The organism is Janthinobacterium fluminis (genome assembly GCF_028595325.1).
In the GTDB taxonomy this organism is placed as follows: Bacteria; Pseudomonadota; Gammaproteobacteria; order Burkholderiales; family Burkholderiaceae_D; genus Janthinobacterium; species Janthinobacterium fluminis.
Genome location: NZ_JAQQXR010000012.1, coordinates 1 through 25,030 on the forward strand (window position 1 = coordinate 1; position 25,030 = coordinate 25,030).

Genomic DNA, 25,030 nt, shown 5'->3' on the forward strand with positions numbered 1-25,030 from the left:
GTGCTCATGCGCTCAAACGTTTCGGTGACGTACTGCGATGGGTAAGGGATCGCGGCGGCAAGCCGGCGACCAGCTTGTCAAGCACGGCCTTGGCGCGAAACAGGGCCATGCTGCGACGGGGGATATGATCGCACGAAACTAATCACCTACCTAGCCGTCCCGTCCATATCTGTTTGTTGACAGTGGCCTGGCGCCCAATCCGCCGATGAAGCAAATGCCATCAGCTTTGTCAAAGCCATTTTCTTTGCTCTATTCCCGTCCGCCTTGTGCATCTGTAAAGCCCGAATATGGCACGCAATGAAATCTGCATCTTTCCTATTCGCAGCCTCTGCTTCTAACTTTCTTAAAAAATGCATTACAGGATAACGAGCCAGTATTGCAGTATACCAATACTGCAATTCAGCTAATCTTCCGACTGCAAAACAAAGTTGGATTACACGTTCCAGTAGCTCTTTGTCTTTGAACTGCCTAAGAACAACTCGAAGACCAAGGGCGCGCGCATTGGCCTTGGGATGAGTAAGCAGCTGATTCACAATTTCCCAAACACTTTCAGTGTCTAATGTCTGAAGTAAAACAACGATCGAGTTTTCAAAGGCAGAATCCAAAGTGGCCGTTGAGATGCATTCCCGCGCCTCGGATAGAGTACTAAAGATAGTGGATTTATTAGTCATGCTTATACGCCTTAAATTTATCAAGCGGCAGCCTGACCGAACTTTCCCAACTCGATTGAATTGGCTCGGGAAGATAGTGCCCAGAAGTATTATCCCAAAAATTCAATATCCCTTTAGTGCTCTTGCCAGAACCAAAATAAATCTATCCAGCATAATCCACGGCATTACCACTCGCTATATCAACGTGTCCTTGGAACGCATCACCTGTGCCAACATACACTTTACCGTCCTGTACCACGAAGTTGTAGGAGCCTTTGGGGGTACGAGGTTTACCTGAGCCAAATATTTTCCAACGCCCATCACCAGTCTGCCGTAGTTCAGCCCGACCAAGATTAGTCGGATCAGGCAAGTCGTTCTCAAGCGTATTGACGAATTTCCCGTTTGCTCCACGCAGTTGAGATCCTTCGGCATTAAACAAAAACCGCTCACCTGAACCCACCGTGCTATTTGCTCCGTTAATTCTGCTCGCAAGCGGAATTCAACTGCTTACCGTACCTATTCACCCAGTCCAGTAACGGATACATGCTTTCATCAACGACCCAATGACCTTTTCGGACCATCGCGGGCACGCGATTGATTACCAGTCCGATTAATGGATCGAACATTGCCTCCCGTCCTATAGTAGACGGATGTCCCGACTCACATAGTGCCGCCCACTCCAACGCACGCATGACAAACACCTTATCATAAGAAAGTGGCGATTGCCCGGCCAATTTTTGACCTTCATCAGCGATCGATTGTTGAACATGTACATCTTGCACTCCCAATACTTGAAGTGGACTTGCAAACGGAGTCACCCCCTGATTCGAAGCCTGCTGATTCTCCAAGATAAAGCGCGCATACATTTGTAGGTATGCAGTTGTGCCCTCCAAATCCTTGTGATCCGCTGGTTGAGGTGCAGCAGCCCAATTTACAGCGCGGAGTGCATTCAATATTTTTTCAGTATTAGTCATAGAATTGGCGTTCCCGATGCGCCAGGTAATCCTTCACCTGCCCGCCCACCATATAGCAACCGTTGCACCGGTGACTCAAGTTGCGGGCCGACCAATGTATTTACTCCAATAACTTAATTCAAATTTGCGGGCTCCCCAGCACAGCCTCAATATCGATTAAAAAATTACTTACTTGATCCAGCGGACATTCAATGAGGCATGAATCAATCGTTTGCAGTAATTTTGGTTCATTGCCGATGGTCCGCAACTTCTCAACGACCTCTCGTGTGAAGTCGCGTCGGCTTTCGTCGAGTACGCAAATGCCACATCGCTCGTCCCCATATGCGACAACAGCGGTATGATTTCCTACCGTCCACCATTCGCGACGTCCCAAGATACCCTTGGCCTGTCCTTTAATTAATTTAATGGCCATCATTTCACCCGATAATTATCAAATTGGTCGAAGACGCTTCTACGTCCGGCACTATTAACGATCACACTCCGCTGCTGGTTGAGAAGATCGAGGACGTAGCGGTCGCCTTGTGGCTTCCCAAAAACGCCAGATGCATCAAGAACAATATCGCTTGTACCAGGATGCGAGTGGCCCGACCATTTGTATCCCTGCTCCCGCAAGGCAGTAATTTCCTCTGGCAACAATGGCACACCGCGATCACTTCCTCGAATTACCAATCGCTGACTTCCTCGTGTAAATAATGCAAATTCATCTCCTGTTTGGGCCGTCATTGCCGCCAGATCCGTTACGCTGACCTGTGACTTCCTAAATGTTAATTGTGACAACGTTTCGGGAAGCTGATCGAGTACTCCCTGTTGTCGCGTGGATAGTTTTCCGTATCCCCACGCGATTTCGGCCGGCGAACTTGCTGCAATCGTGGTATTTGCCCCTGCCGCCACCCACCGCGCCGCGTTAGCGGCGGCGGCCGTGGCCAGCTTGCTCACCGCGTTCACCCCGCGAACAAGCGCTCCGCCGCCCCCAAGCAATCCTGACGCGACATTCAGATCTTTTTCAGTCTTGCGCGCAACGGCCTCATTGTAAGCCTTGGTGCCATCATCCGGTATCGCATTGGCGATCGGATCGCCATTCGTGCAGCCTGCCGCCGGACAGGATGCGGCCAGCGGGTAATACGCGGTGCCATCGACCATCACCGTCACTCGTTGGGTGCCCGGTGGCGCTGCCGGCAGCGACGGTCCGTTCGTATACACTGGTCCAAACGTCAGAATGTATGGACTCGCTTTTCCTCCCGTGTTTTCGATAATAAAACTGATCAATTCATTGCTTGGGCGCGTAGGCGGCTTTTCGAGCAGCGTGACGGAGTCGCCGCCAACAAAAGGTATCGTGGGATCTTCTTTGACGGTGTCCTGCACCGATATACCCGTCTTGATATTGACGTTCTTGACGAACGTCTCTTGCGTTCCCTCCCCGACGATCACGTTGCCCTGGCTATCCTTGAGGCCGGAATAGCGTAACGCCGCCAAGACCTGCGCCGCCGAGAATTGGCCGCCACTCCTCGCCGCCAGTGCTTTGGCCGTCTTGCGATCCTCGCTATGCATCATCCGGTTGTTGACATCGGTATTGAACGCCCCCGCCACGCCGGCTCCGCCGCCCGCCACCGCGCCGATGGCGCCCGCCGCCGCCGCGCTCAGCGCCTGCCTGACCGGCTCAGGCAAACCCATGTCGTCGATCAGGTCGCCAATGACAGGCATCGCCTTCGCGCTGAGTCCCGCCCCGAGCGCACCGCCCAGGCCGCCGCCCAGCGCGCCCGCCGCAGCGTGCGCCGCAACGCGGTACGCGCCGCCCTCGTCCCATTTCGCCGCTTCGGCCGCGTCGCCGCGGGCGATGGCGGCATCGCGCTGCCTGTCCGCATAGTCGCCTATGCCCTTGGCCGCCGCCTGCCCGAATGCCGCAGTGATCTGCACCTGCGCCTGCACCTCCTGCTCCATGCGTTTGCCGTCCCAGCCCTTGGCCAGCGCACCGCTGCCGTCCTTCTCGCTGCTCACGTCCCGGTTCAGCCCCGCCACCGTCTCCTCGCCTGTCTTGCCGGTCAGCGCCGCTTGCTGCGCGCCGTCGCGTATCGTCACCGTCCCGCCGCTGATGCCGGCCGGCGTGCTGCTGTCCTGGCCGCCGCTGGCGCTGCCGATGCCGGCGCTGCCGCTCGGCGTGGCCTTCCCGTTCGCCGCGCTCTTGTCGGTTTCCGACGCGGCGCCGCTCTGGTCGCCCATCTTGCCGCTGAACGTCGCACCCAGGCTGAAACCGCTGGCCGCGTGCTCGTCCTTGTTCCGCAGGTCGCTGGTGCTCAAGGTGCCCGTGCTCAGCGCGTTTTTGCCTTCTCCTGCCGCCTTGTCCGAACTGGCCAGCACGCCCCCCTTCAAGTCCGTGTTGCCGTGGACCGCGACCTGGAAGCCGCCGTCGCCCGCCTTGATGCCGCTTTGCTCGGTCACGCTGGCGAAGTTACCCTTGGCCTTGCTTTGCGAGACACTGCCGCTGGCCGTGCTCACGCCGTAGCAGAACGGCGGAAGGCACAGGTTCACGCCGAAGCCGCCACCGCTTTGCTTGCTGTCGTAGCTGCTCGTGTCCTGCAGGCTGGCGATGCGCAGGTCGCCGCCCACGTCGGCCTTGACCGCGCCCGCCGCCAGCACGGCGCCGCGCAGCACGGTGTCGCCGCCGCTGCCCAGGCGCGCCGTATTGCCCGCCCGTACATCCGTGTTGCTCGCGTAGTCGTCCGCGCCGTTCGCGTTGCCGCGCGCATGGTTGATGCCCATGTTGAAGGTCATGCCGTTCTGCGCGCCGCCGGCCGCGAAGCCGACGCCGAAGCTGGCGCCGCTGCTGCTGTTTTTGCTCGTCTGCTTGCTGGTGTTGTGTGCAGCCAGCAGGGCGATGTCGCCGTCGGCCCGCAGCTCGACGTCGTTGCCGGCGTTGATCTTGCTGCCGACTACGGTCAGGTCGCTGTCCTTGCCCGCGCCGCCGGCGACGATGCTGACGTCGCCGGCGGCCTTCACCGCGCTGCCGACCGCCTCGCTGCCGGTTTGCAGCGTGTTGCTCTCACTCTTGCTGCTGCCCAGACTGATGCTGATGCTGACGCCTCCGCCCCCCTGCGCGATGGCGTTGTACGCGGCCTGGCCCTTCACCGCCACCGTCGCCGCCGCCAGCGCCTTCATCCGTCCGTCCTTGGTCTTGCCGGCCGCCTTGCCCAGCTCGACGAGGTCCTTGCCGGCGCTGATCGCGTCGATCAACCCGATGCTAGCGCTCGCGCCCAGCGACACCTTGCTGAATTCGGTGTGCTCGCGCGCCATGCTGGTGTTGTAGGCTTCGTTGATCAGCACGCTTTGGGCGCCGATCGCTATGTCGCCCGGCAAGCCACCATCCACTCCCGTTCCCAGCGCCAGCACCTCGCTGGCCGTCTGGGTGTAGCGCGCCCCCGCCGTCAACGCCACGTCGCCGCCCAGGCTGGCGATCTGGCTGCCCGCCTGGCTCACGCCGCCAGTCGTGCCGTCCTGACTCGATTGCATCTTGCCGACCCAGGGCTTGAAGAAGCTGCCCCCGAAGCCGGACTGGCTGCTGCTGCTCTTGGTCACGCTGCTATGCGTGTCCTGGGCGCTAAGCACGTTCAAGTCACGCCCGGCCGCCACGTCGACGTCACGGTCGGCGACGACCGTGCTGCCGCGCACGACGATGTCGCGCTCGCTGGCCAGCGCGACGCTCCCGCCGCTGACGCTGGCGCCCGCCTGCGTCGTCCCTTGCGCGCTCATGGTCTGCTTCGCCGCGCTGCGGCTGTAGCCGATGCCGGTATAGAAATTCCCCGAGAAGCCGCTCTTTTTCACATCGATGAAATGGCTCTCGCTGTGCGTGTTGGTGGCCGAGGCGATCGTCAAATCGCGGCCGGCGGCCAGGCTGGCGGTGTCGTCGGCGCGCACGGCCGAACCGTTCAACGCCAGATCGTTACCGGCCAGCATGGCCACCGTCTTGCCGCCCAGGCTGCTGCCCAGGGCCTCGACCGTGTCCAGCGTGTCGCGCTTTGTCGTCGTCTTGCTGGACCACATGCCCTCTTCCTTCTTCCGGCTCGCCGCGTCGAAGTGGTGGGTCGCCACGCCCGCCGTGACGTTGATGTTGTTGCCGGCGCTGACCAGCAACTGGGCGCCGGCCTGCACGTCGCCGGCGCGCACGTTGACATCGTTCTTGGCGCTGAGCGCCAGGCTGCCCGCCGCCTGGATCTGGCTGCCCGCTTCGCCGCTGCGGTTTTCCTTGCGGTAGTTGGCCTCGTCGTGGATGTAGTTTTGGCTGCTGGACGTGGCCAGCGTGCCCACATTCAGGTCGCGCCCGGCGACGACGCCGGTGGCGCCATCCTTGCCGGCGTTGCCGATCACGCCAGCCAGCAGCTTGACGTCGCGCCCGGCGACGACGTTCAGCGCGCCGCCATTCTCGTCCGTCACATACAGGCCCGCCACCTTGTCGACGTGGGTGCCGGCGAAGCTGGCTCCCCCGTATTTCAGTTCCGAACTGAGGGTGGTGCTGACGATGTTGACGTCGCGTCCCGCGCTGGCGAGCAACTCCTTCCCGGCCGTCAGCGTGCTGCCGCTGTTGTTGATGTCGTTGCCGGCCAGCGCTATCAGCGTCGCGCCCGCCTTCACCGTGGCCAGGGTGGCGTTGATGTCGTTCTTGGCGTCGAGGCTGACGCTGCCCACGCCGGCGATCTTGCTGCCCGTGTCGGCGCTGCTGCCGTCCCGGCCCTGGTAGTCGGCGCCCCAGACCATGCTGGCGCCGTTGCCGGTGGTGACGACGCCCAGGTTCACGTTGCCGCCGGCCTTGACTAGGGTGGCGCCGTCCTTGCCGCTGTTGCCGATGACGCCAGCTTGCAGCGTCACGTCGCGCCCCGCCGAGGCCAGCAGCGTGCCGCCGTCGCCCGTCACGTATAGGCCGGCGACGCGGTCGATGCCCGTGCCGCTCAGGTCGATGGCGCCCAGCTTGCCCCTTGTGCTGCTGATGGTGGCCGTCAGCTTGATGTCATGCCCGGCATCGACCGCCAGGGCGCTGTTCGCCGAAATGGCCCCGCCGATGTTGTTCAAGTCGTTTTTGGCGGCGATGCCGACGGCCTCGCCGTGGATGCGCCCGCCCAGGTTGTGTACATTGTCCGCCGTCAGCCGGACGACGTCGCGGCCGGCGATGGTGCCGCTGTTGCTCAGGTCGCCGCCGAGCTTGATGTCGATGTCTTTGCCGGCCAGCAGCGCGCCGCTGACGTCGAGGTCGCCTTCGCGCAGGCGCACATACACTTGCGGCACCAGCGCCTTCTGGGTCGAGCCGTCGGCCAGCGCCACGTCGCGCTCGACCAGCCAGACGATGTCGTTGGTCAGCCCGGCCATCTGCTCGGCGGTCAAGGCCACGCCGGGGCGCAGATGCCATTGTTTCGCGTAGCTGGCGGCGGCGTCCATCAGGCCGCGGTATTGCTCTTCGTCGGCGCTGTAGTTGCCCAGGAAGCGCTGGCCCGTCAGTTCGGCGATTTGCTCGCGCACCAGGCGCTGCTCGTAGAAGCCGTCGCCCAGGCGTTTTTGTGTCACGGTGGGGTCCAGTTTCACCAGGCTCAACAGATAGTCGGAGTTGCTCCATTCGCGGTAGTTGGCGAAGCGGGGGTCGGTTTCGACCAGGTAGCGCGCGTCCGGTGCCGGGCTGACCTTGAACAGGCTGGCGTTGGGCAGCGTCACGGCCGGCGGGACGGTGCGCACCAGTTGCGCGCCACCCGATGGCTTGGCCGGCGCAACGGGCGCAACCGTGCCCACGCCGGCGGTGCCGCCGACGGGTTTCACGTCGCCGGCTGGGATGCCGGGCAATACCAGGATCGCGATCTGCGCGCCGTCGCCAGCCGCCGTGCGGGCGCGCTCGGCCACGGCACCGGTGGCCACGCCGACGGCGCCAGCCGCGCTGAGGCCATCCGTGCGCGTCGTCGACAAGGAACCGCTCGCGCCCGTCGCCGCGCTCGCGCCCAGGCCGCTGGCGCTGTTCACGCCGCCCACCTGCGTCGGATCTTTCGCTATGCTCGACACGTTCACGCCGGCATTGGCGCTGCCGGCGGCACTGGTGTTGCCGCTGACGCCGGCGCTTGTCGCCGCCGCCGGCTTCGTGCCCGTCGCCGCCGCAAGCGTGTGTTGCTCGACGCGCGAACCGCTGAATGCCGCGGTGCTGGTGGTTTCCAGCTTGTACACCTCGCTCCGTATCATGAGGGGCGGCGCCATTTCAGTGCTGCCCTGATTGTCATTGAAGCGGTAGGTGGTGGCCGTGCCGACATCGCTCCTCGTTTGCGTGCCTTGCGTCGAGTTGTTTGTCAGCGTCGCCGGATCCATCGCCAGCAGGCCACCGGCGATAATATGGCTATTGTCGTTGAATACGTTTACCGCCTTGATCGCCAGGTTGCCACCGGCAACGATGCGTCCGGGGTCGGAGCTAAGAATGGTGCTGCCGCGCGTGGTGCGCGAGTACTCGTATTCAGTCCACTCATAATCTTTGTTAAATTTCCAGCATACCGAACCTGGCCCCACGCACGGCGGAGTGAGTTCCGAGGTGCGTTTCGACGCCCCCTTCGACTGGTATTCAAGAATCCATTCCGGCGTGTCGGCAGCGCCCGGCTGCGTCGAGAAATGGTTGTTCAGGTTGTTGACCTGGACCGCGTTCAGGTTCAAATTGCCCAACGCCTCGATGCTGGCGCTGGCGTTGGCGACGCTCCCCGCCTGCCCCGCCGCCTGCCGGCTCGCGTCGATGCTGCCGCCGATGGCAAGGTCGCCGGCGCTGAAGATCAATGCATGCTCGTGGTTGTTGATGGTTTGCGCGCCGATGTCGAGGCGGGCGCGGGCGGCGATGGTCGCCGCCACGCCGTTTTCGACATCGTTGTTCAGGACGCCGGCGGCCACGCTCAGTTGGTCGCCGTAAATACGCCCCGTGCCCGTGTTGTCGAGCCTGGCCGCGTTCAGTTCGACGCGCAGGCCGTCGATCACGCCCCGGTTGCTCAACATCCGGGCGATGCTGAGCCGCGTCAAGCCCGCGTTGATGTCGCCCGTCGCCGTGTTGTCGATATTGTCGGCGCGGATGTCGAGGGTGCCGCCGGCCTGTAATTTTCCGGCATTGCCCAGGTTGCCGGCGACGATAAGGCTGACGTTGCGGTTGGCCGCGATTTCGCCGCCCGCGCCGTGGCTGTAATTGCCCGTCACGTCAATTGTCAGGTCTTGCTTCGACAGCAGGCGACCGCCGCCGCTGATACTGGCGGCGCGAATGTCGAGGCTTTTCGCGGCGATCGCGGTGCCGTCCGCATTGGTGACGGCCAGGCTGCGGCTGGCGCCGTAGTCGCGCAGGCTGAGGGCGTTGCCCGCACTCAGCAGGCCCTGGCTGTTATTGACGGTGCCGGCCCCGTCGATGCTGAGATTGTTGTCCGCCCGGATGGCGCCTGTGGTGTTGTTCAGGTCGGCCGTCTTGACGACGACGTCCATGCCTTCGATACCTTGCTCGCTGCCTTTCGTCGCGCTGTTGTCGAGCGCCGCTGCGCTCAGCGTGACCGCAGCCCCGGTGCGCAGCAGTCCCTGGCGGTTGTCGATGCGGCCGGCGCCGGCGTTCAGGTCGATGTCGCCAACGGCTTGTATCTGCCCACCCTGGTTGTTCAGCCCGGCAAGATCAAGCTTCAGGCTGGAGCGCCCAACGATTTTCCCTGCGGCGGTATTGTCAATGTACCCGCTGCGCCCGCTGATGGCGCCGGCCGCGCCAAAATAGCCGCCCGCATTGTTCCAGTTGCCGATGTTCAGCTTGGCGGCGCCGCCGCTGCTGATGCCGCCCGCGCCGGTATGGCGCGCGGCATAGCCGGCTGCGTTGGTGTTGAGCAGCGCCTTGCCGCCGGTATCGATGGCGAGCGCCGTGCCGGCCTGGATCAGGCCCGCGTCATTGTCGATTGCGCCGCTTTGCAAGTCGACGCCCTGGATGCCGGCGATGGTTCCCAAACGGTTGTTCAGCGCCTGCCCATTGGTGTTGATCGCGACGTTGCCTCCGATGATGCTGGCGGCCCCGGTGTTTGCCAGCCCGCCATTGTTCAGGCTGACGTCGCCGGCGGCCTGGATTTTGCCGCCGTCGTTGCCGGTCGCGCCGATCGTAGCAAGCCGCACATTGCCCTGGATGGCGGCGAGTTTACCGCCGGCGTTATCGAAGCTTGCCGCCTTCAGGTCGACGTTGGCGCTGGCCGCCAGCAAACCTTGCGCATTGTCGAGGCCCTGGGCCGCAGCGAGGTCCAGATTGCCGCCGGCGGTGATCTGGCCGAGCTGGTTCAGGATCACGCCGCCGGCCACGGTGGCATTGCCGCCCGCGGCGATGGTGCCTTTGTTGCCATTGTCCAGCCTGCCGGCTGCGCTGATGTTCAAGCCGGCGGCGCCGGCCGCTTGCAGCGTGCCGCCCTGGTTATTCACCGTGTCGGCGCCGATGCTGGTATCGCCGTTGCTGGCGATGCCGCCGCCGCGGTTGTCCAGGTGACGGCCAACCACGATGCTGGTTTTGTCGCCGCCAAGCTGGGTAATGCCGCCCTGGCTGTTGTCCAGATTGCCTGCGGCGATGCTGATCTGCCGCGCGACGATGTTGGCGCTGCGGTGGTCGATGCTGTCCGCGCCCAGGTTCAGCGCGCCGTTGCTGACGATGCGTCCCCGTTGGCCATTGAAGGTGACGGCATCGATGGCAAATGCGCCGCCGCCGGCGTGCTCCATGCTGCCATCGACGTTGATGACGGTGTGTGCGCCTAGCGTCAGGTTGCGGCTGTTGACAGCGATGCGGCCGGAGGTATTGTCCAGTTGGCCGCTTGGCGAACTGACATTGATTGTCGTGTCGCCTGTACCGGTTTGGATGATTTTCCCTGTGCTATTGTTCAGTTTGCCAACTTGCACGGCCAACTGTCCCGCGCTCACGGCGCCGTGGATATTCGTCCAACTTTGCGCGTCTTGCGCCCGCGCGCTGATCGCCAGGGTGCCGGGGGTGCCCACTTCCGCGTTGCTGGTGCTGACGTTGCCGCTGTGGGCCGTGATGGCGATATTGGCGGCGCCGGTCTGGCTTCCCGCGATATCGACGAACGCTCCACCCAGCGTCATGTCGCCCGCCGCGAGGTTCTGTCCCAAGGCAGCGATGCCTTGCGCGGCGCTGACGCTCAGATTGCCCGACTGCGCCAGTGCGCCGTCGAGCTTGACGCCGGCGCCCAGCAGGCTGGCCGCGCCACTGTGCAGGCTGCCGGCGCGAATGTCGACGTCGCCCAGGGCTGCAATTACCCCCTTGTTGCCGACCGTTCCGCTGGCGAGCAGGGTTTGCTTGCCGGCGGCGTATAGGTTGCCGCTGTTGTCGACGTTGTCGGCAACGGTGTGCAAATCGGCCCCGGCCACGAGGTTTCCCGCCTCGTTGTTGAAGTCGGCCACCTGCAGCGTCGCGTTGCCGGAAACGGCTTGAAGCACGCCGCGGCTATTCTTGACGTTGCCTGCCGTTAGCACCAAGTCCTGGCTGGCGGCGATGGTGCCGTCGCTATTGTCCAGGCCCAAGACGGCGCCGACGCTGGCGCTTTGGCGCGACGTGATACGGCCCTTGCCATTGTCGAGGGTGGCGGCGGCGATGCTCGCCGCGCCGTTGGTTTCGATGCGGCCACCGGCATTGTCGAGTTTCTGGCTGACCTGGACACTGGTGTGGCTATTCCCGAGCTGAATGAGTTGACCCGCGCGATTATCCAGGTCGCTCGCCGTCACCGTGATCTGGCGCGCAACGGTGCTGGCGTCGCGGTGGTCGACAACGCCGGCGCTCATGTTCAAGGCGCCATTGGCGGTGATCTGGCCGCGCTGGCCGTTCAGGGTGGCCGCCTCAATTGCCAGCGTACCGGCTCCCGCGTGCTCAATCTTGCCGCCGGCATTGCCGAGCGTGCCCGCGCGCAAGCTCAAGTTTGCGCTGTTGACGGCGATGCGTCCCGCCGTATTGTCCAGCACGCCGGTATCGATGGTCGTGTCGCCGGCGCCGGTCTGCACAATGTCACCCTTGCCGTTACGCAGATTGGCCAGGTTCAAGAGCAACTGGCCCGCGCCCAGCTTGCCTTCGGTATTCACCAGGGCCTGGGCATTGTTCGCGTTCGCCGTGATGCGCAGCAGGCCGGCCGCCGACACCGTCGCCGTACTCGTGTTCACATCGCCGCTGGCGGCCGTCAGCGCGAGGTTGGCGGCGCTGGTCTGGCTGCCGCCGACGTCGACGCCGGCGCCGCTCAGCGCGGCATCGCCGGCGGCCAGGTTTTGGCCGCCCGCCTGCAAATTTTGCCGCGCAGTCAGCGTCAAATTGCCCGCCGCCGCGAGGCTGCCGTCGCCGTTGACGCCGGCCCCGAGCAGTCCGCTGCTGCGCAGGCTGCCGGCGGCGATCGCCGCGTTGCCGCGCGCCGCCATCGAACCGGTGTTCGACAGCGCGCCGCCGACCTCCACGCGCTGGTCGCGGCCGGCATACATCAGGCCGGTATTACGCAGGTCGCCGCGCATGCCCACGCTCATGTCGCCGCCCGAACGCAGCACGCCGCCGATATTGCTGGCGCTGCCGCCCGTCAAGCTCAAGTCGTGCTCTGCGGCGATCAGGCCGCCCGTGTTGTCGAGTACGCCGTTGGACGCGCTCAGCGCGATGCGGCTGTTGCCCGCGCCAACCTGGACGACGGTGCCGTCCGTATTCGTGAGGTGGCCGACGTTCAGCTCCAGTTGCCCGGCGCTCAAGCGGCCCTTGCTATTGTCCAGAGTCTGGCCGTCGTTTGCCGTCGCCGTCATGGCCAGCGTGCCGGCCGCGCCGACGACGGCGCCGCGGGTGGTGATGTTGCCGTTCAGCGCCGTCACGGCGAGGTTCGCCGCGCCGGTCTGGCTACCGCTCAGGTCGATCGAGGCCGCGCGCAAGTTTGCGTTGCCGGCGGCCAGGTTTTGGCCGCCGGCCCGCATCGCCTGCGTGCTGCTGACGTCCAGATTGCCTGTATTGCTCAGACTGCCATCGACCTTCACGCCCGCGCCCAACAGGCTGGCCGCGCCGCTGTGCACGAGGTTGGCGCTGATGCTGTTGTCGCCCTGCGCCGCGATCACGCCCGTATTGCTGACGGTGCCGCTGGCCCGCAGGGTTTGCTTGCCCGCCGCGTACAACTTGCCGCTGTTGCTGACGTTGGCGGCGCTGGTGCTCAGGTCGCGGCCGGCGTAGACGCTGCCGGCGCTGTTGTCGAGATCGTTTACCTGCAACGTCAGGTCGCCGGCGTAGGCTTGCAATATGCCCTGGTTGTTGTCGAGGTCGGCGGCGCGCAACACCAAGTGCTGGCCGGCGGCGATAGTCCCGCCGGCATTGTTCAAGGCCGCGCCGGTGGCGACGCGCACGCTCTGGGTGGATGTGATGCGTCCCTGGGCATTCATCAAGGTGGCCGCGCTGATGCCGGCATTGCCTGCAGTTTCGATTTTGCCGCCTGTATTGTCCAAGACCTGGCTGACGTTCAGCGTCGTTTGCCCCTCGCCCGTCTGGCTGATACGCCCCGCGCGGTTGTCCAGCGTACCGGCGTTGATGCTGAGCTGGCCGCCGACCATGGTGGCATCGCGGTGGTCGACGGTGCCGGCGGCGATGGCGACCCCACCGTTTCCGGCAATTTTGCCGCGTTGGCCCAGCAAGCTTGCCGCGGCAATCGTCAACGTGCCGGTGCCGGCGTGCTCGATCGAACCGGCGACGTTGCCGAGTGTGTCCGCGCCCAGGGTCAGGTTGTGGCTGTTGGTGGCGATGCGTCCACCGCTGTTGTCCAGCATGCCGGAAGTCTGTATCGACATATCCTGGACGCCAAGCTGCAGAATCTGTCCGCCGGCGTTGGACAGGTCGTGGGCGCGAATGCCGATTTGATTCGCCGTCAACGCGGCGGAGTCCGTGCGCAGGTCCTGCCGGGCAGCAATCTCCAGCGCGCCTTGCGTCGTGATGGCGGCATGGCTGGCGTCGACGCCGCCGTTGCTGGCCTCCAGCGTCAGGTGGGCGCCGCTGACGCCGGCATTGCGCAGGTCCAACTGGGCGCCCGAAATGCGGCCATGGCCGCCGGATGCGCTGCTGCCGTGGATGGCCACGGCGCCGCTCGCCCGCAGCTCCAGATCGCCCGCCGCGCCCAGCGTGTTGTCGGCGTTCAGGCCGCTGGCGACGACGGCGCCGGCGGCGATGTCGACGCGCGAACCCGCGCCCTCGGCCAGCACCGCCGTGTGGTTGCGCGCGCCGATCAGGCCGCTGCTGGCGATGTTCCCCTGCGCCGTCACGCGCGCGTCGCCGCCCGCGTAGATCGTACCGGCGTTGCCGATGTCGCCGGCGGCGCTGAGCGCGGCCTTGGCGCCCTCCGCCGTCGCCTGGATGTTGCCGCTGTTGCTCAGCCAGCCGTTCGACTGCAGCACGAGTTCGCCCGCGGACGCCGCCAGCACGCCGGCGTTGCGCGCGCCCATGCCGGCCTCCGTGCCGATCAAATGGATCTTGCCGGCGTACATGCCGCCCAGTTGCGCGACGTCAAGCGCAAACGTGGGCGCCGCGCCCGTCCCGGCCACGGCCGCCGCTGCGCCATGCCCGGCGTCGATCTGGTTGGCGCCCGTCACCACGCGCAATTCCTTGGCCCAGATGCCCGCGTTCACCTGCACGGCGCGGGCCAGGATGCCGGTGTAGTCGCTGGCCGCCGCGTCCAGGCCCTTGCCGTTGATGGTCACCATGCCGCGCTGCACCAGGTAGCCGTCCAGGCCGCCGCCATTGAACACGGGCGCGCCCGTCGTCAGCGTCACCCGGCTGGCGTTGATGAAGCCGGCGCCGTCGACATTGACGCCGGCCGGATTGGCGATGACGACCTCGGCGCGCTGGCCCGCCACCTCGACGTAGCCGCGCAACTGGCTGGGATTGCTCGAATTGACTTCGTTGAGGATCACGCGGGCGCCGCCGGCCGTCAGCCAGGGATTGCCCTGGAGCCAGCCGCCGAGCTGGGTTTGGGCGTTGTTGCGGCTGTTGTTGAGGATGGCGCCGCCGCTCTGCACGTCGAACTGGCTGTAGCTGTTGCGCGAGACGCCGGCGGCGCTCGGCGTCTGGATATTCACTTGCGTGACGCCGTTGGCCGTCTGCACCACCGTCGGTCGCTGGCGGGCCGGCGCATTCTGGTCGGCGACGATTTGCGCGTGGGCGGCGCCGCCGGGCAGGCCCATGCCCAAAGCCGCCAGCACGGCCAGGCCCAGCGGCCGCAGCGCGGCGGCCGGACCGCCACGCCAATCGATACCGGAGCCGCCGCCCGCGCCCACGCCTTCGCCGCCGGCGGCCTTGCCCTGCGAGGCCGCGCTTTCAGAAACGACCATCAACTGGCCGCGGCGTTTATTGAAGACGATCCGGTACAAATTCTTGTTCATGGCACGGCCTTTTACATTGAATGATTGCGTTTCGGTACAGTGACTTACTTAGAAGCTCATATTGCTGCTGAATCCAGCCGTGCTGGCGGCGCTCTGGAAGCGCTCCGGCTTGCGCAGCGGACGGCCAAAAAAGACCTCGTACTGGACTCTCCAGAGCTGCCCGCGCAGGCCGAGCGCCACGCCGCTCAGGCGTTTGTCGAGCAAGAATTCGCTGGAAGGGCCGGCCACTTCGCCATGGTCCAGCGCCACATAGCACTCGTGGCCGGAGCCGCCGAGGGTCACGCCCAGTTCGTTGCGCAGCACCCAGCCGCGCTCTGCGGACAGGCTGCTTTCGCCGTCATAGCCGCGCACCGTGTAGCGGCCGCCGATGGCGAAGCGGTCTTGCGGCACCAGCGGCGTGCGGTTGACCTGCATGCGCCAGGCCCCCGTGTATTTCAGTTGCAAGCCGCCCAGCTTGAACGGGGCGTTCAGATTCGCGTCGGCGGTGAACAGCGCGGCGCGCGAACTGCCTTCGCCGAAGGCTTCCTCCGGCGCCGCCAGCGAGCCCAAGGCCCCGGTGCCGCGCCGATAGTTGAGGTTGGCGTCGAGCGTGGCCGCGCCCAGGAACTCCTTGTGCGCCAGGCCCAGCTCCCAGCCGGCCGTGCGCCGGCGCTGCACTTCCACCTCGGTGTCGTCGATGAAGTTTTGCGAGGCGCGCATCCAGCCGCGCAGGGACACGGTGGTTTTTCTGGCGGCGTCGCGGTAGACCAGGCGCGACAACTTGACGTCGCCGTTGCGGCTGCTGCCCCGGTACAGATAGGTCTGGCTGGTGCCGGCCACTTGCTGGCGGTAACCGCCGCTGCTGGTGCTCAGCGCCAGCAGCCAATAGCCGAAAGGCAGCGAATAGTGGACGACCATGCCTTCCGTGCCGTGCCCGGCGGGCTTGGCGCCGTGCAGGTTGCGGTTCAGGCTGATATAAAACAAGTCGTTCAAGGTCCACCAGTTGTCATACGACAGTGTCAGGCCGCCCTGGTACTTGCCCGTTGCCGCGCTGCCGGAGTCGTCGGCGGAGACGCTCAGCCGGAACGGGAAGCCCTGGTGCCACTGGACCACCAGGTCGCTGTCGCCGGGCCGTCCATCGCCCCCCTCGGCCGGCGCGATCTGGATGTCGGCCTCGGCGGTCGGCACCCGCTTGAAGTTTTCCAGCGCCTGCTCGGTGTCGCGCAGGTTCAGCAAATCGCCGGGCGCGGCCGGCACCGCATTCCAGCGCGTGGCGCGGCCGTCGCTGCCGGGCGCGAAGCGGACGGCGCGGACGCGGCCCGGGACCAGCCCCAGCTTCAGTGTGCCGCCGCTCAAATCCTGCGGTCCGACCAGCACGCGGGTGGTCACATAGCCGCGCTTCAGGATGGCGTTTTGCACGCGGCGCATCAGTATATTGATGCCGGCCGTGCCCAGGCAACGGCCGGGCGCGGCGTCGGCCTTGCCGTCGGCGCCGCGGTTGGCGGCGGCCAACGCCCATTGAAACTGCTCGGAGGAATCGCCCTCCAGAACGATGCGCGCCACCGCGAAGCACGGCGTTTCCGCCTCGGGCAGGCGGTCGGCTTCGGCGACGCCGGCGGTGGGCGAGCGAACGTCGGGGTTGTGTTGCTGCTGCTGGCGCACTATGCGCTCGCGCTCCTGTTGGCGCAGGAATTCCTGGTTGGCGCCGGCCGCGCCGGCACCGGACTGGGCGTAGGCGGCCGGCAGCCAGGCCCAGATGGCGGCGGCCACCGCAGCGCGCAGCAGCCGCGCGCGAACCGGGCAACACTGTGTGGCAGGCAGATCGGGGTGGGAGGTGGCAAGCGGAGCACAGAAAGGAACGGACACCATGCCGCGCCGCAGCATGGGATGCTGATGCATATATTCCTAATAGAATTATTTAGAATATAGCAATTATATACTTTGCATTTCCGTATGGCAATTTTAAGTTTCTTTATGCAATATAATTTCTGAAATATTTATTGCGGATGTGGCGTTAACGTCACTCTTGCTTTGCCCGTCGGCCTGCCAGCCAGGGCCGCCCAGCTTTGGCGCTCGCTTGTGGCGCCATCAACACAAGCCAAGGGCGATTAATCGCTGCCTGCTCTTGCATCCCATCTTCACGTCAACAAATTTCTTGGCCCGCCAATTTGCTTATGCTATAAGGATAGTGTTAACTGCTTGACAATATGTTGAGCTCGCTTGCTTGATGGCCAGTCTTTTGCGGCATGGCGCGGCGGCCTTCGGCGCGGCCCTTTCCCATCCTTTGACTCATCAACTGCGGCAAGTCCGTGGCACTGAAAAGTATATCAATATTGCAATAATTGGATAGAATTTCCAACATTTAACTATGTGAAACTTATGAAATTATATTTACTTAATTACCATGAAAATTCACACGCCGACCACAGCCAATAGCCGCCGCGCCAAACAAGGTGGCCGTTCCACCAGCGCGGGAACTATGTCGGCAAGCGGAAATGGCGCGCCATGATTCACGCCGCCATCGAGCACCTGGCCCAGCACCTGAACCAGTTTTTGCGCCGCACCCACAAGCTGAGCGACGATATCGTCGTCGTCTCCAATGTCGTGGCACAGGACGGTACGGTGGCGCCGCATATTGCCAACAAGCTGGTGGTGTGTCTGGTGAACATAGAAAAGGACACGCTGCCCCAGCAGGCCCATGTCGCCGCCAGCGGCGCCGGCCGCGCGCCCGTGTATGGCAAGCCGCTGTTCCTCAATTTGTACATGCTGGTGGCCGCCAATTTCAGCGACAAGAACTACCCCGAAGCGCTCAAATTCATTTCCAGCGCCATCGGTTTTTTCCAGCACACGCCCGTATTCGACCACCAGGTCACGCCCGACCTCGATGAGCGCATCGACAAACTCCTGCTCGACATGGAGAACCTCAAGACCCACGAGCTCAGCAATCTGTGGAGCATGCTGAGCGGCCACTACCTGCCTTCCGCCCTGTACAGGGTGCGCATGGTCGGCTATGGCGCCGACACGCTGACGGGCCAGGTGCCGACCGTCGCGCAGCCTGTGACCAGCGCGGGCCACTGAGCGATGGGCGGCGCCTACTCCATCCTGCTGCAACTGTCGGCCGAGCACGCCTACTTTCCCGCCGCCTCGGCCGGCAACGTCCAGTTCGAGCCGACGCCGCAGTGCGCCGCCCTGCTCGACAGGCTGGGCATTCTGCGGCGCCCCGCCGCCAACGGCTTGACCCTGCTCGGCCAGCCGGCGGCGCGGGCCGCGCTGCTGGCCGCGCCGGAGCGGCTCGACGAATTCGAGTTCCAGGTCTTTGCCGTCGACCGCCACTTTTCCCTGTACACGGCCCTCGATGCGCCGGACGCCGAAGCCTGCCTGTATTTCCACAGCACCCAGGCGCGGCAGGAGCAGCCGGGCCGCTGGCGCCTGCACGCGGCGGAACAGGCCGACCAGACGGCCTGGAGCCAGGCCGTCGCGCCCAACAAGGCGGCGGCGCTGGCGGGGCCCAGCTTCCGTCCCGCCAGGCCGGCGTTCTTCATGGTGCTGGCGCCGGCGGATGTGGCCGCCGCCCTGGCCGGCGGCCAGGCGCCCGTCTTCCTGGTGCGTTTCGGCGCCCGCAAGAGCCATTGGAAATATTATTTTTTGAGCGATCCGGGCTTGCCGCATCCAGCCATCGTCGACCTCGACGGCGAGCTGCGCTTCACGGCGCGCGGCTACACCGCCCTGCCCGGCAAGCGTCCGGCGCTGACCTTCGTCAGCGAACAGGCCGTTGAAATGCGCCAGACCCATGCACAGCGCCTGCAATTGCGCGAACAGGGGGAACTGGGGGAAAGAATTCTCATCAAGCGGCTGCCCAATGCCAGCGTGGCCGCCGTCGGGAGGGAACTTGCAGAAGGCAGTACGGTAACAGTACTAGTGTCAGAAATCTATATCCCCTGATTCCACACTTAAAGGACGCAAAATGGCGCAGTATAAAACTCCCGGGGTCTACATCGTTGAGAAGAACGCCTTCCCCAACTCAGTCGTCGAAGTGGCCACGGCCGTGCCGGCCTTTATCGGCCATACCCAAAGCGCCAGCTACAAGGGCGCCTCGCTGCGCGACAAGCCTTGGCGCATCACCTCGATGGCCGAGTTCGAGGCGTGCTACGGCGGCGCGCCCGTGCCGAACTTCACTTTTGCCGTGGCCGGCGACAACGACAGCGCCGATTTCGCCGCCGTCGCCCCCGCCGACGCGGCGGCGGCCGCGCAACTGACGCTGCGCGCCAAGGCCGACGAGAGCGCCGCCGCGCTGCGCCAGGCCCGCGGCGCGCTCGCCGGCAGCAGCGAGGAAACCCGGGCCGAGCTTGAGGCGGCCTATACGGCGGCGCAGGAGGCCGCCAAAACGGCGGCCGAGGCGGCCGGTCTGACGCTGGACGCCGAGGCCAGCCAGTCGGCCCAGGACGTCGAACAGTCGGCCACGGCGAAGGCCATCAAGCTGCGCCGCGACGCCACGGCGGCGCAGGCGGAACTGGCGGCCGCCGCCGAGGGCGACGAGAAGACGGCCAAGGCCGCCGCGTACAAGAGCGCGGACGAGGCCGCGACGGCGGCCGAGGCCGGCGCGGCGCTGGAGGCCAAGGCGGCCGCCGAGAAGAGCGCGGCGGCGGCAGCCGAAAGCAATGCCGCCGCCGTCAAGGCCGAGGCGAGGCGCGCCCGCGCCGACTACGTGCTGACGCGGACCGCCGGCAAGCACCTGCTCTACCACAGCATGCAACTGTTCTTCCAGAACGGCGGCGGCGCCTGCTACATCGTGTCGGTCGGCGATTACCGGGCCGAGCCGGCGGCCGACAGGCTGGAGGCGGGCATCGACGCGCTGCTCAAGGAGCAGGAGCCGACCATGCTGGTCATTCCGGAAGCCATGCTGCTGGCGCAGAACGATTGCTACTCGCTGCAACAGCAGATGTTGATGCATTGCGGCTACAAGATGAAGAACCGCTTCGCCATCCTCGACGTCTACGACGGCGCCGCCGAGTTGCAGGACGGCCCCGTCAACACTTTCCGCGACCAGGTCAGCAGCAGCTTCCTGGCCTTCGGCGCCGCCTACTATCCGTGGGTGAACACCACCATCGTGGCCCTGAAGGATTTGAATTTCACGCATCTCGACCTGGAGCAGCGCGGCCGCCTCAAGGACTTGCTGCGCAACGAGCTGGCGCCCGTGCTGTACGCCGACACGACCAAGAACCCCAGCGCCAAGCTGAAGGCCGAGCAGATCGGCCGGATACTCGACAGCATAGAGACGGACTGGTCCAAGCAGGACGATGGCGCCAAGCAGGTCGAATCCATCCACAACACGCTGACGGCCATCAGCTCCCTGTACACGCGCATCCTGCTGGCCGTGCAGCGCAAGGTCAACCTGATGCCGCCCGGCGCCGCCATGGCCGGCCTGTACACGATGGTCGACAACACCCGCGGCGTGTGGAAGGCGCCCGCCAACGTCGGCCTGGCCTCGGTCAGCTCGCCGGCCGTCAACATCACGCACAACGACCAGGAAGACCTCAACGTCAGCACCACGGGCAAGTCCATCAACGCGATCCGCAGCTTCATCGGCGAAGGCACGCTGGTGTGGGGCGCGCGCACCCTCGACGGCAACAGCCTGGACTGGCGCTACATCAATGTGCGCCGCACCATGATCATGCTGGAGGAATCGCTGCGCCTGGCCAGCAAGGCCTATGTCTTCGAGCCCAACGTGGCCAACACCTGGGTCACCATCAAGAGCATGGCGCGCAACTTCCTGACCAGCATCTGGAAACGCGGCGGCCTGGCCGGCGCCTCGCCGGACGACGCCTTCAGCGTCGCCGTCGGCCTCAACGAAACCATGACGGCCGACGACATCCTGGAGGGCATCCTGCGCGTCACCATCCTGGTGGCCGTGAGCCGCCCGGCCGAGTTCATCGAAATCACCTTCCAGCAGCAGATGCAGAAATCCTGATACGCGCAGCGGCAATCCCCCCTTTGTACACCGACACATGAAAGAGGTTCGCGATGGCAGATGATGGCTCGAAACAATCCACGGCGGTATGGCCGCTTCCCAAGTTCTATTTCCAGGTGAAATGGGACTCCCAGGTGATGTCCTTCCAGGAGGTCAGCGGACTCGACATCCAGTCCGAGGAAATCAAGTACCGGCACGGCGACAGCCCGGAATTTTCGGTGATCAAGATGCCGGGCCTGAAAAAGGTCGGCAACGTGACCATGAAAAAAGGCGTGTTCAAGTCCGACAACAAGTTCTGGGACTGGTTCAACCAGATCAAGATGAACACCATCAAGCGCGTGCCCGTCACGATCAGCCTGCTGGACGAAACGGGCGCCCCGACCATGGTCTGGACCCTGGCCAACGCCTGGCCGACCAAGATCACCGGCACCGACCTGAAGGCCGAGGGCAACGAGGCGTCGATCGAGACGATCGAGATCGTCCACGAAGGCTTGACCATCGCCAACGGCTAAGAGGGCGGCCCGCACCATGTCCATGCTGTCTTCCCTGTTCGGCAAGGACGACTACCCGCCGTCCGCCTTTTACTTCAAGGTCGTGCTGGGCGCCACGCTAGGCATGACCGACGCCTCCTTCCAGGAGGTGTCGGGCATGAACGCCGAGCTCGACACGGAAACCGTCATCGAGGGCGGCGAGAACCGCTATGTGCACACGCTGCCGACGGGCATGAAGTCGCGCAGCCTGGTCCTCAAGCGCGGCATCGCCCCCTTCCACTCGCCGCTGGTGCTGTGGTGCCGCTCCGTGTTCGAACTCGATTTCATCGTGCCCATCGTGGCCCAGCCGGTAGGCGTCTACCTGATGAACGTCCACCGCCTGCCGATCCGCGCCTGGTCGTTTGCCAACGCCTACCCCGTCAAATGGGAGGTGGAGAAGTTCAACGCGACCAGCAGCGAGGTGGCGATCGAAAACATCACCCTCAGTTATACCTATTCCAACCGTCTGATTTAAGCCATGGCCATCGAGATCCAGCAATTACACATCAAGTCCAGCGTGGTGCAGGGCGCCGGAGGCGCCGCCAAAACCAGGCCGGCCGACGCCGCCGCAAGCGACTGCAGCAGCGCCGGGGACAGCTGCTCGGCGGCGCAGCGCGAGCTGGTACTGGCCGAATGCCGGCGCCTGATCCGCACCGCCCTCGGCCAACTGCAGGAGCGCTAGATGGCCGGACTGAGCACGGGCTTGAAGAACAAGCTGACGATCTCGCTCGTCGACAGGGACAATCGCACGGGCACCAGCCAGACCGGCGTCCTGGGCGAGTTGGCAAGTAAGGCGGCGTCCGTGGCGGGCAAACGCTTCGAGGTGCTGATCAACCCGTCCGGCTACCAGCATGAGCTGAACGTCAAGTACAACAAATGCCTCACCCTGGGCCAGAGCGGCAGCCACATCCAGTTCAACGCCGCCCACTCGGAGCAGATCAAGCTGCCGCAACTGGTGTTCGACGGCACCGGCGTGGTGGCGCTATATGGCATGAAAAGCGTCGCCACCCTGATCAAGGAATTGCTGACCCTGGTGTACTACGTTAACGGCACCAGCCACGAGCCGAATCTGGTGCGCTTCCAGTGGGGCGCCGGCATGATGTTCATCGGCCGCGTCACCAAGATCGACATCGACTACACGCTGTTCAAGCCGAACGGCAATCCGCTGCGCGCCAAGGTGACGCTGCACGTGCTCTCGGACATGAGCGTGCAGGAGATTTTACTGCGTGCCAACAAGTCTTCGCCCGACCTCTCCCACCTGGTGGAAGTGCGCGCCGGCGACACCCTGCCGCTGCTGTGCAACCGCATCTACCGCGACCCCGGCTACTACATGGCCGTCGCCAGGTTCAACGGGCTGGTCAATTTTCGCGACCTGAAGCCGGGCACGCAGCTGCGTTTTCCGCCATTAAGCTGAAGCCATGTCCAAGCCGCCCCCCTCCCCCGCACTCGCCGCCAACGGCGTCCTCAACCTCATCATCAGCAGCAATGGCGCGGCGCTGCCCGGCACCTTCCGCCTGATTTCCTTGACGGTGACGAAAACCGTCAACAAGCTGTCGCAGGCGCGCCTGATATTCAGCGACGGCGACATGTCGGCGCAGGAGTTTGTGCTCAGCGACAGCGACAGCCTGGTGCCGGGCGCCAGCATCGGCGTCGAGGCCGGCTACGGCAGCGACGCGGTGCCGATCTTTGCCGGCGTCGTGGTCCGGCATGGCCTGCACGTCGCCGCCGATAACCAGGCCCACCTGATTGTCGACTGCCGCCACCCGGCCTTCGCCCTGACACTCAGCCGCAGCAACGCCAATTTTATCGACAACACCGACAGCGCCGCCATCACCACCATCCTGCAAAGCTGTTCCGGCCTGAAGGTCGACGTCGCCGCCACCCAGGCCAGCTACCACGGCCTGGTGCAGTACTACAGCAGCGACTGGGACTTCGTGCTGGCGCGGGCCGAGGCCAACGGCCTGCTCGTCATCACCGCCGACGGCGGCGTCACGGTGCAGCCGCCCAAGACCGACGGCGAGCCGGTGCTGAGCGTCGCCTACGGCACCGACCTGATGCACTTCGAGGCCGACATCGACGCCCGCACCCAGTTCAAGCAGGTCGTCGGCGTGACCTGGGATCCGGGCGCGCAAGCCATCGCCGAGCAGAAGGCGCCGGCCGTCGCGCTGAAGCTGCAGGGCAATCTGGCCGCCGCCGCGCTGGCCGCCGTCGGCGGCGTCGAGACGCTGCGCCTGCAAACGCCGGCGCCACTGGAAACGACGGCATTGAAGGCTTGGGCCGACGCGCGCCAGCTCAAGGCGGCGCTGGCCAGGGTGCGCGGCAGCATGCGTTTTCAGGGCAGCGCGCTGGCCGTGCCGGGCGCCCTGATCGCGCTGGCCGGCGTCGGCAAGCGCTTTAGCGGCAAGGTGTTCGTCAGCGGCGTCGAGCACGTCATCGCCGACGGCAACTGGTACACCGACGTCGTTTTCGGCCTGGCGCCCGACTGGAACGCCGCGCCCCAGGGCGGCGCCGGCGAGGCGGCGTCCGGCCTGACGCCCGGCGTCGGCGGCCTGCAGATCGGCGTGGTGAGCAAACTCGACGCGGACCCGGCCGGGCAGCACCGCATCCAGGTCACCATCCCGGTGCTGCAGGACAAGAGCGCGGGCGTGTGGGCGCGCCTGGCCAGCGCCTACGGCTCGGAGCAGGTGGGCGCCTTCTTCATTCCGGAAATCGGCGACGAGGTGATCGTCGGCTATTTGAACAACGACCCGTCCAACCCGCTGGTGCTCGCCAGCCTGTACAGCAGCAAGCGCGCCCCCCCTTACAGCCTGACGGCGGAAAACTACATCAAGGCCATCGTCACCAAGGGCTTGCTGAAGATCGAGTTCGACGACGAGAAAAAGGTCATGACGCTGCTCACGCCGGCCGGCAATTCGGTGGTCATGAGCGACGACGCCAAGTCCATCGTCGTCAAGGACCAGAACGGCAACAAGGTGGCGCTCGACCAGCAGGGCATCCTGCTCGACAGCCCCAAGGACATCGTGCTCAAGGCCGGCGGCAAGATCACCCTGCAGGCCGGCACCGACATCGAGGCGAAGGCCATGAATATCAGCAGCAAGGCGTCGGCGGCGCTGACGGCCGAGGGCACCACCAGCGCCGAACTGTCGGCCTCCGGCCAGCTCACGATCAAGGGCGCGACGGTGATGATCAACTGAGTCCGCCACCGCGCCGCCCCCTCCCAGCCAATAGAAAGGAACTGCCATGCCGCCCGCCGCCCGCCTGACCGATATGCACCTCTGCCCGATGCAGACGCCGGCCGTCCCCGCGCCGATTCCCCATGTGGGCGGCGCCGTGGTGGGACCGGGGGTGCCGACCGTGCTGATCGGCAAACTACCCGCCGCCGTCGTCGGCGACCAATGCCTGTGCGTGGGGCCGCCCGACAGCATCGTCATGGGTTCGACGACCGTCATGATAGGCGGCAAGCCGGCGGCGCGCGTCAACGACCCCTGCGCCCACGGCGGCTCGATATCGCTGGGCTGCGCCACCGTCATCATCGGCGGCTAGCGC

General features: G+C 64.9%; 14 protein-coding genes. 9 read left to right on the plus strand and 5 right to left on the minus strand.

The features are described from left to right. Positions 1-146 precede the first annotated feature (146 nt). The 5 genes from OIK44_RS22275 to OIK44_RS22295 form a co-directional block, all read right to left on the minus strand. A complete protein-coding gene (locus OIK44_RS22275) occupies positions 147-671 on the minus strand; it encodes a hypothetical protein (protein WP_273674049.1) in 525 nt (174 codons plus the stop codon). 455 nt (positions 672-1,126) lie between these two features. Further along, entirely contained in the window at positions 1,127-1,624 is a 498-nt protein-coding gene (locus OIK44_RS22280) for a hypothetical protein (RefSeq protein WP_273674050.1), read from the minus strand. A gap of 118 nt (positions 1,625-1,742) precedes the next feature. After that, positions 1,743-2,039 carry a hypothetical protein gene (locus tag OIK44_RS22285; protein ID WP_273674051.1) on the minus strand — a complete coding sequence of 99 codons (297 nt, stop codon included), beginning with the start codon at positions 2,037-2,039 and terminating at the stop codon, positions 1,743-1,745. After that, entirely contained in the window at positions 2,036-15,007 is a 12,972-nt protein-coding gene (locus OIK44_RS22290; RefSeq protein ID WP_273674053.1) for a hemagglutinin repeat-containing protein, read from the minus strand. The genes OIK44_RS22285 and OIK44_RS22290 overlap by 4 nt, the downstream gene beginning before the upstream one ends. Positions 15,008-15,055: 48 nt before the next feature. Continuing rightward, positions 15,056-16,756, minus strand: a complete 1,701-nt coding sequence (locus tag OIK44_RS22295; RefSeq protein WP_273674055.1) for a ShlB/FhaC/HecB family hemolysin secretion/activation protein — start codon at positions 16,754-16,756, stop codon at positions 15,056-15,058. Positions 16,757-17,491: 735 nt separating this feature from the next. Between OIK44_RS22295 and OIK44_RS22300 the strand changes: the two genes are divergently transcribed. The 9 genes from OIK44_RS22300 to OIK44_RS22340 are packed head-to-tail and all read left to right on the plus strand — an operon-like array spanning position 17,492 to position 25,027. After that, entirely contained in the window at positions 17,492-18,064 is a 573-nt protein-coding gene (locus OIK44_RS22300; RefSeq protein WP_273674056.1) for a Pvc16 family protein, read from the plus strand. A gap of 3 nt (positions 18,065-18,067) precedes the next feature. Beyond that, positions 18,068-18,928, plus strand: a complete 861-nt coding sequence (locus OIK44_RS22305) for a hypothetical protein (RefSeq protein ID WP_273674057.1) — start codon at positions 18,068-18,070, stop codon at positions 18,926-18,928. Between the two features lie 22 nt (positions 18,929-18,950). Beyond that, entirely contained in the window at positions 18,951-20,954 is a 2,004-nt protein-coding gene (locus OIK44_RS22310; protein ID WP_273674058.1) for a phage tail sheath family protein, read from the plus strand. A 53-nt stretch (positions 20,955-21,007) separates the two neighbouring features. Next, on the plus strand, positions 21,008-21,466 hold the full coding sequence (locus tag OIK44_RS22315; protein ID WP_086147712.1) for a phage tail protein: 459 nt from the start codon (positions 21,008-21,010) through the stop codon (positions 21,464-21,466). Positions 21,467-21,482: 16 nt separating this feature from the next. Then, positions 21,483-21,959 carry a phage tail protein gene (locus OIK44_RS22320; RefSeq protein ID WP_273674060.1) on the plus strand — a complete coding sequence of 159 codons (477 nt, stop codon included), beginning with the start codon at positions 21,483-21,485 and terminating at the stop codon, positions 21,957-21,959. A 3-nt stretch (positions 21,960-21,962) separates the two neighbouring features. After that, a complete protein-coding gene (locus OIK44_RS22325; RefSeq protein WP_273674062.1) occupies positions 21,963-22,166 on the plus strand; it encodes a DUF5908 family protein in 204 nt (67 codons plus the stop codon). Next, positions 22,167-22,898 (plus strand): CIS tube protein, encoded by a 732-nt coding sequence (locus tag OIK44_RS22330; RefSeq protein WP_273674064.1) that lies wholly within the window; start codon positions 22,167-22,169, stop codon positions 22,896-22,898. Positions 22,899-22,902: 4 nt separating this feature from the next. Beyond that, positions 22,903-24,678 (plus strand): type VI secretion system tip protein VgrG, encoded by a 1,776-nt coding sequence (vgrG, locus tag OIK44_RS22335; RefSeq protein WP_273674066.1) that lies wholly within the window; start codon positions 22,903-22,905, stop codon positions 24,676-24,678. A gap of 46 nt (positions 24,679-24,724) precedes the next feature. Continuing rightward, complete coding sequence (locus tag OIK44_RS22340) at positions 24,725-25,027, plus strand: PAAR domain-containing protein (protein ID WP_273674068.1); 303 nt, start codon at positions 24,725-24,727, stop codon at positions 25,025-25,027. Positions 25,028-25,030: the final 3 nt, after the last annotated feature.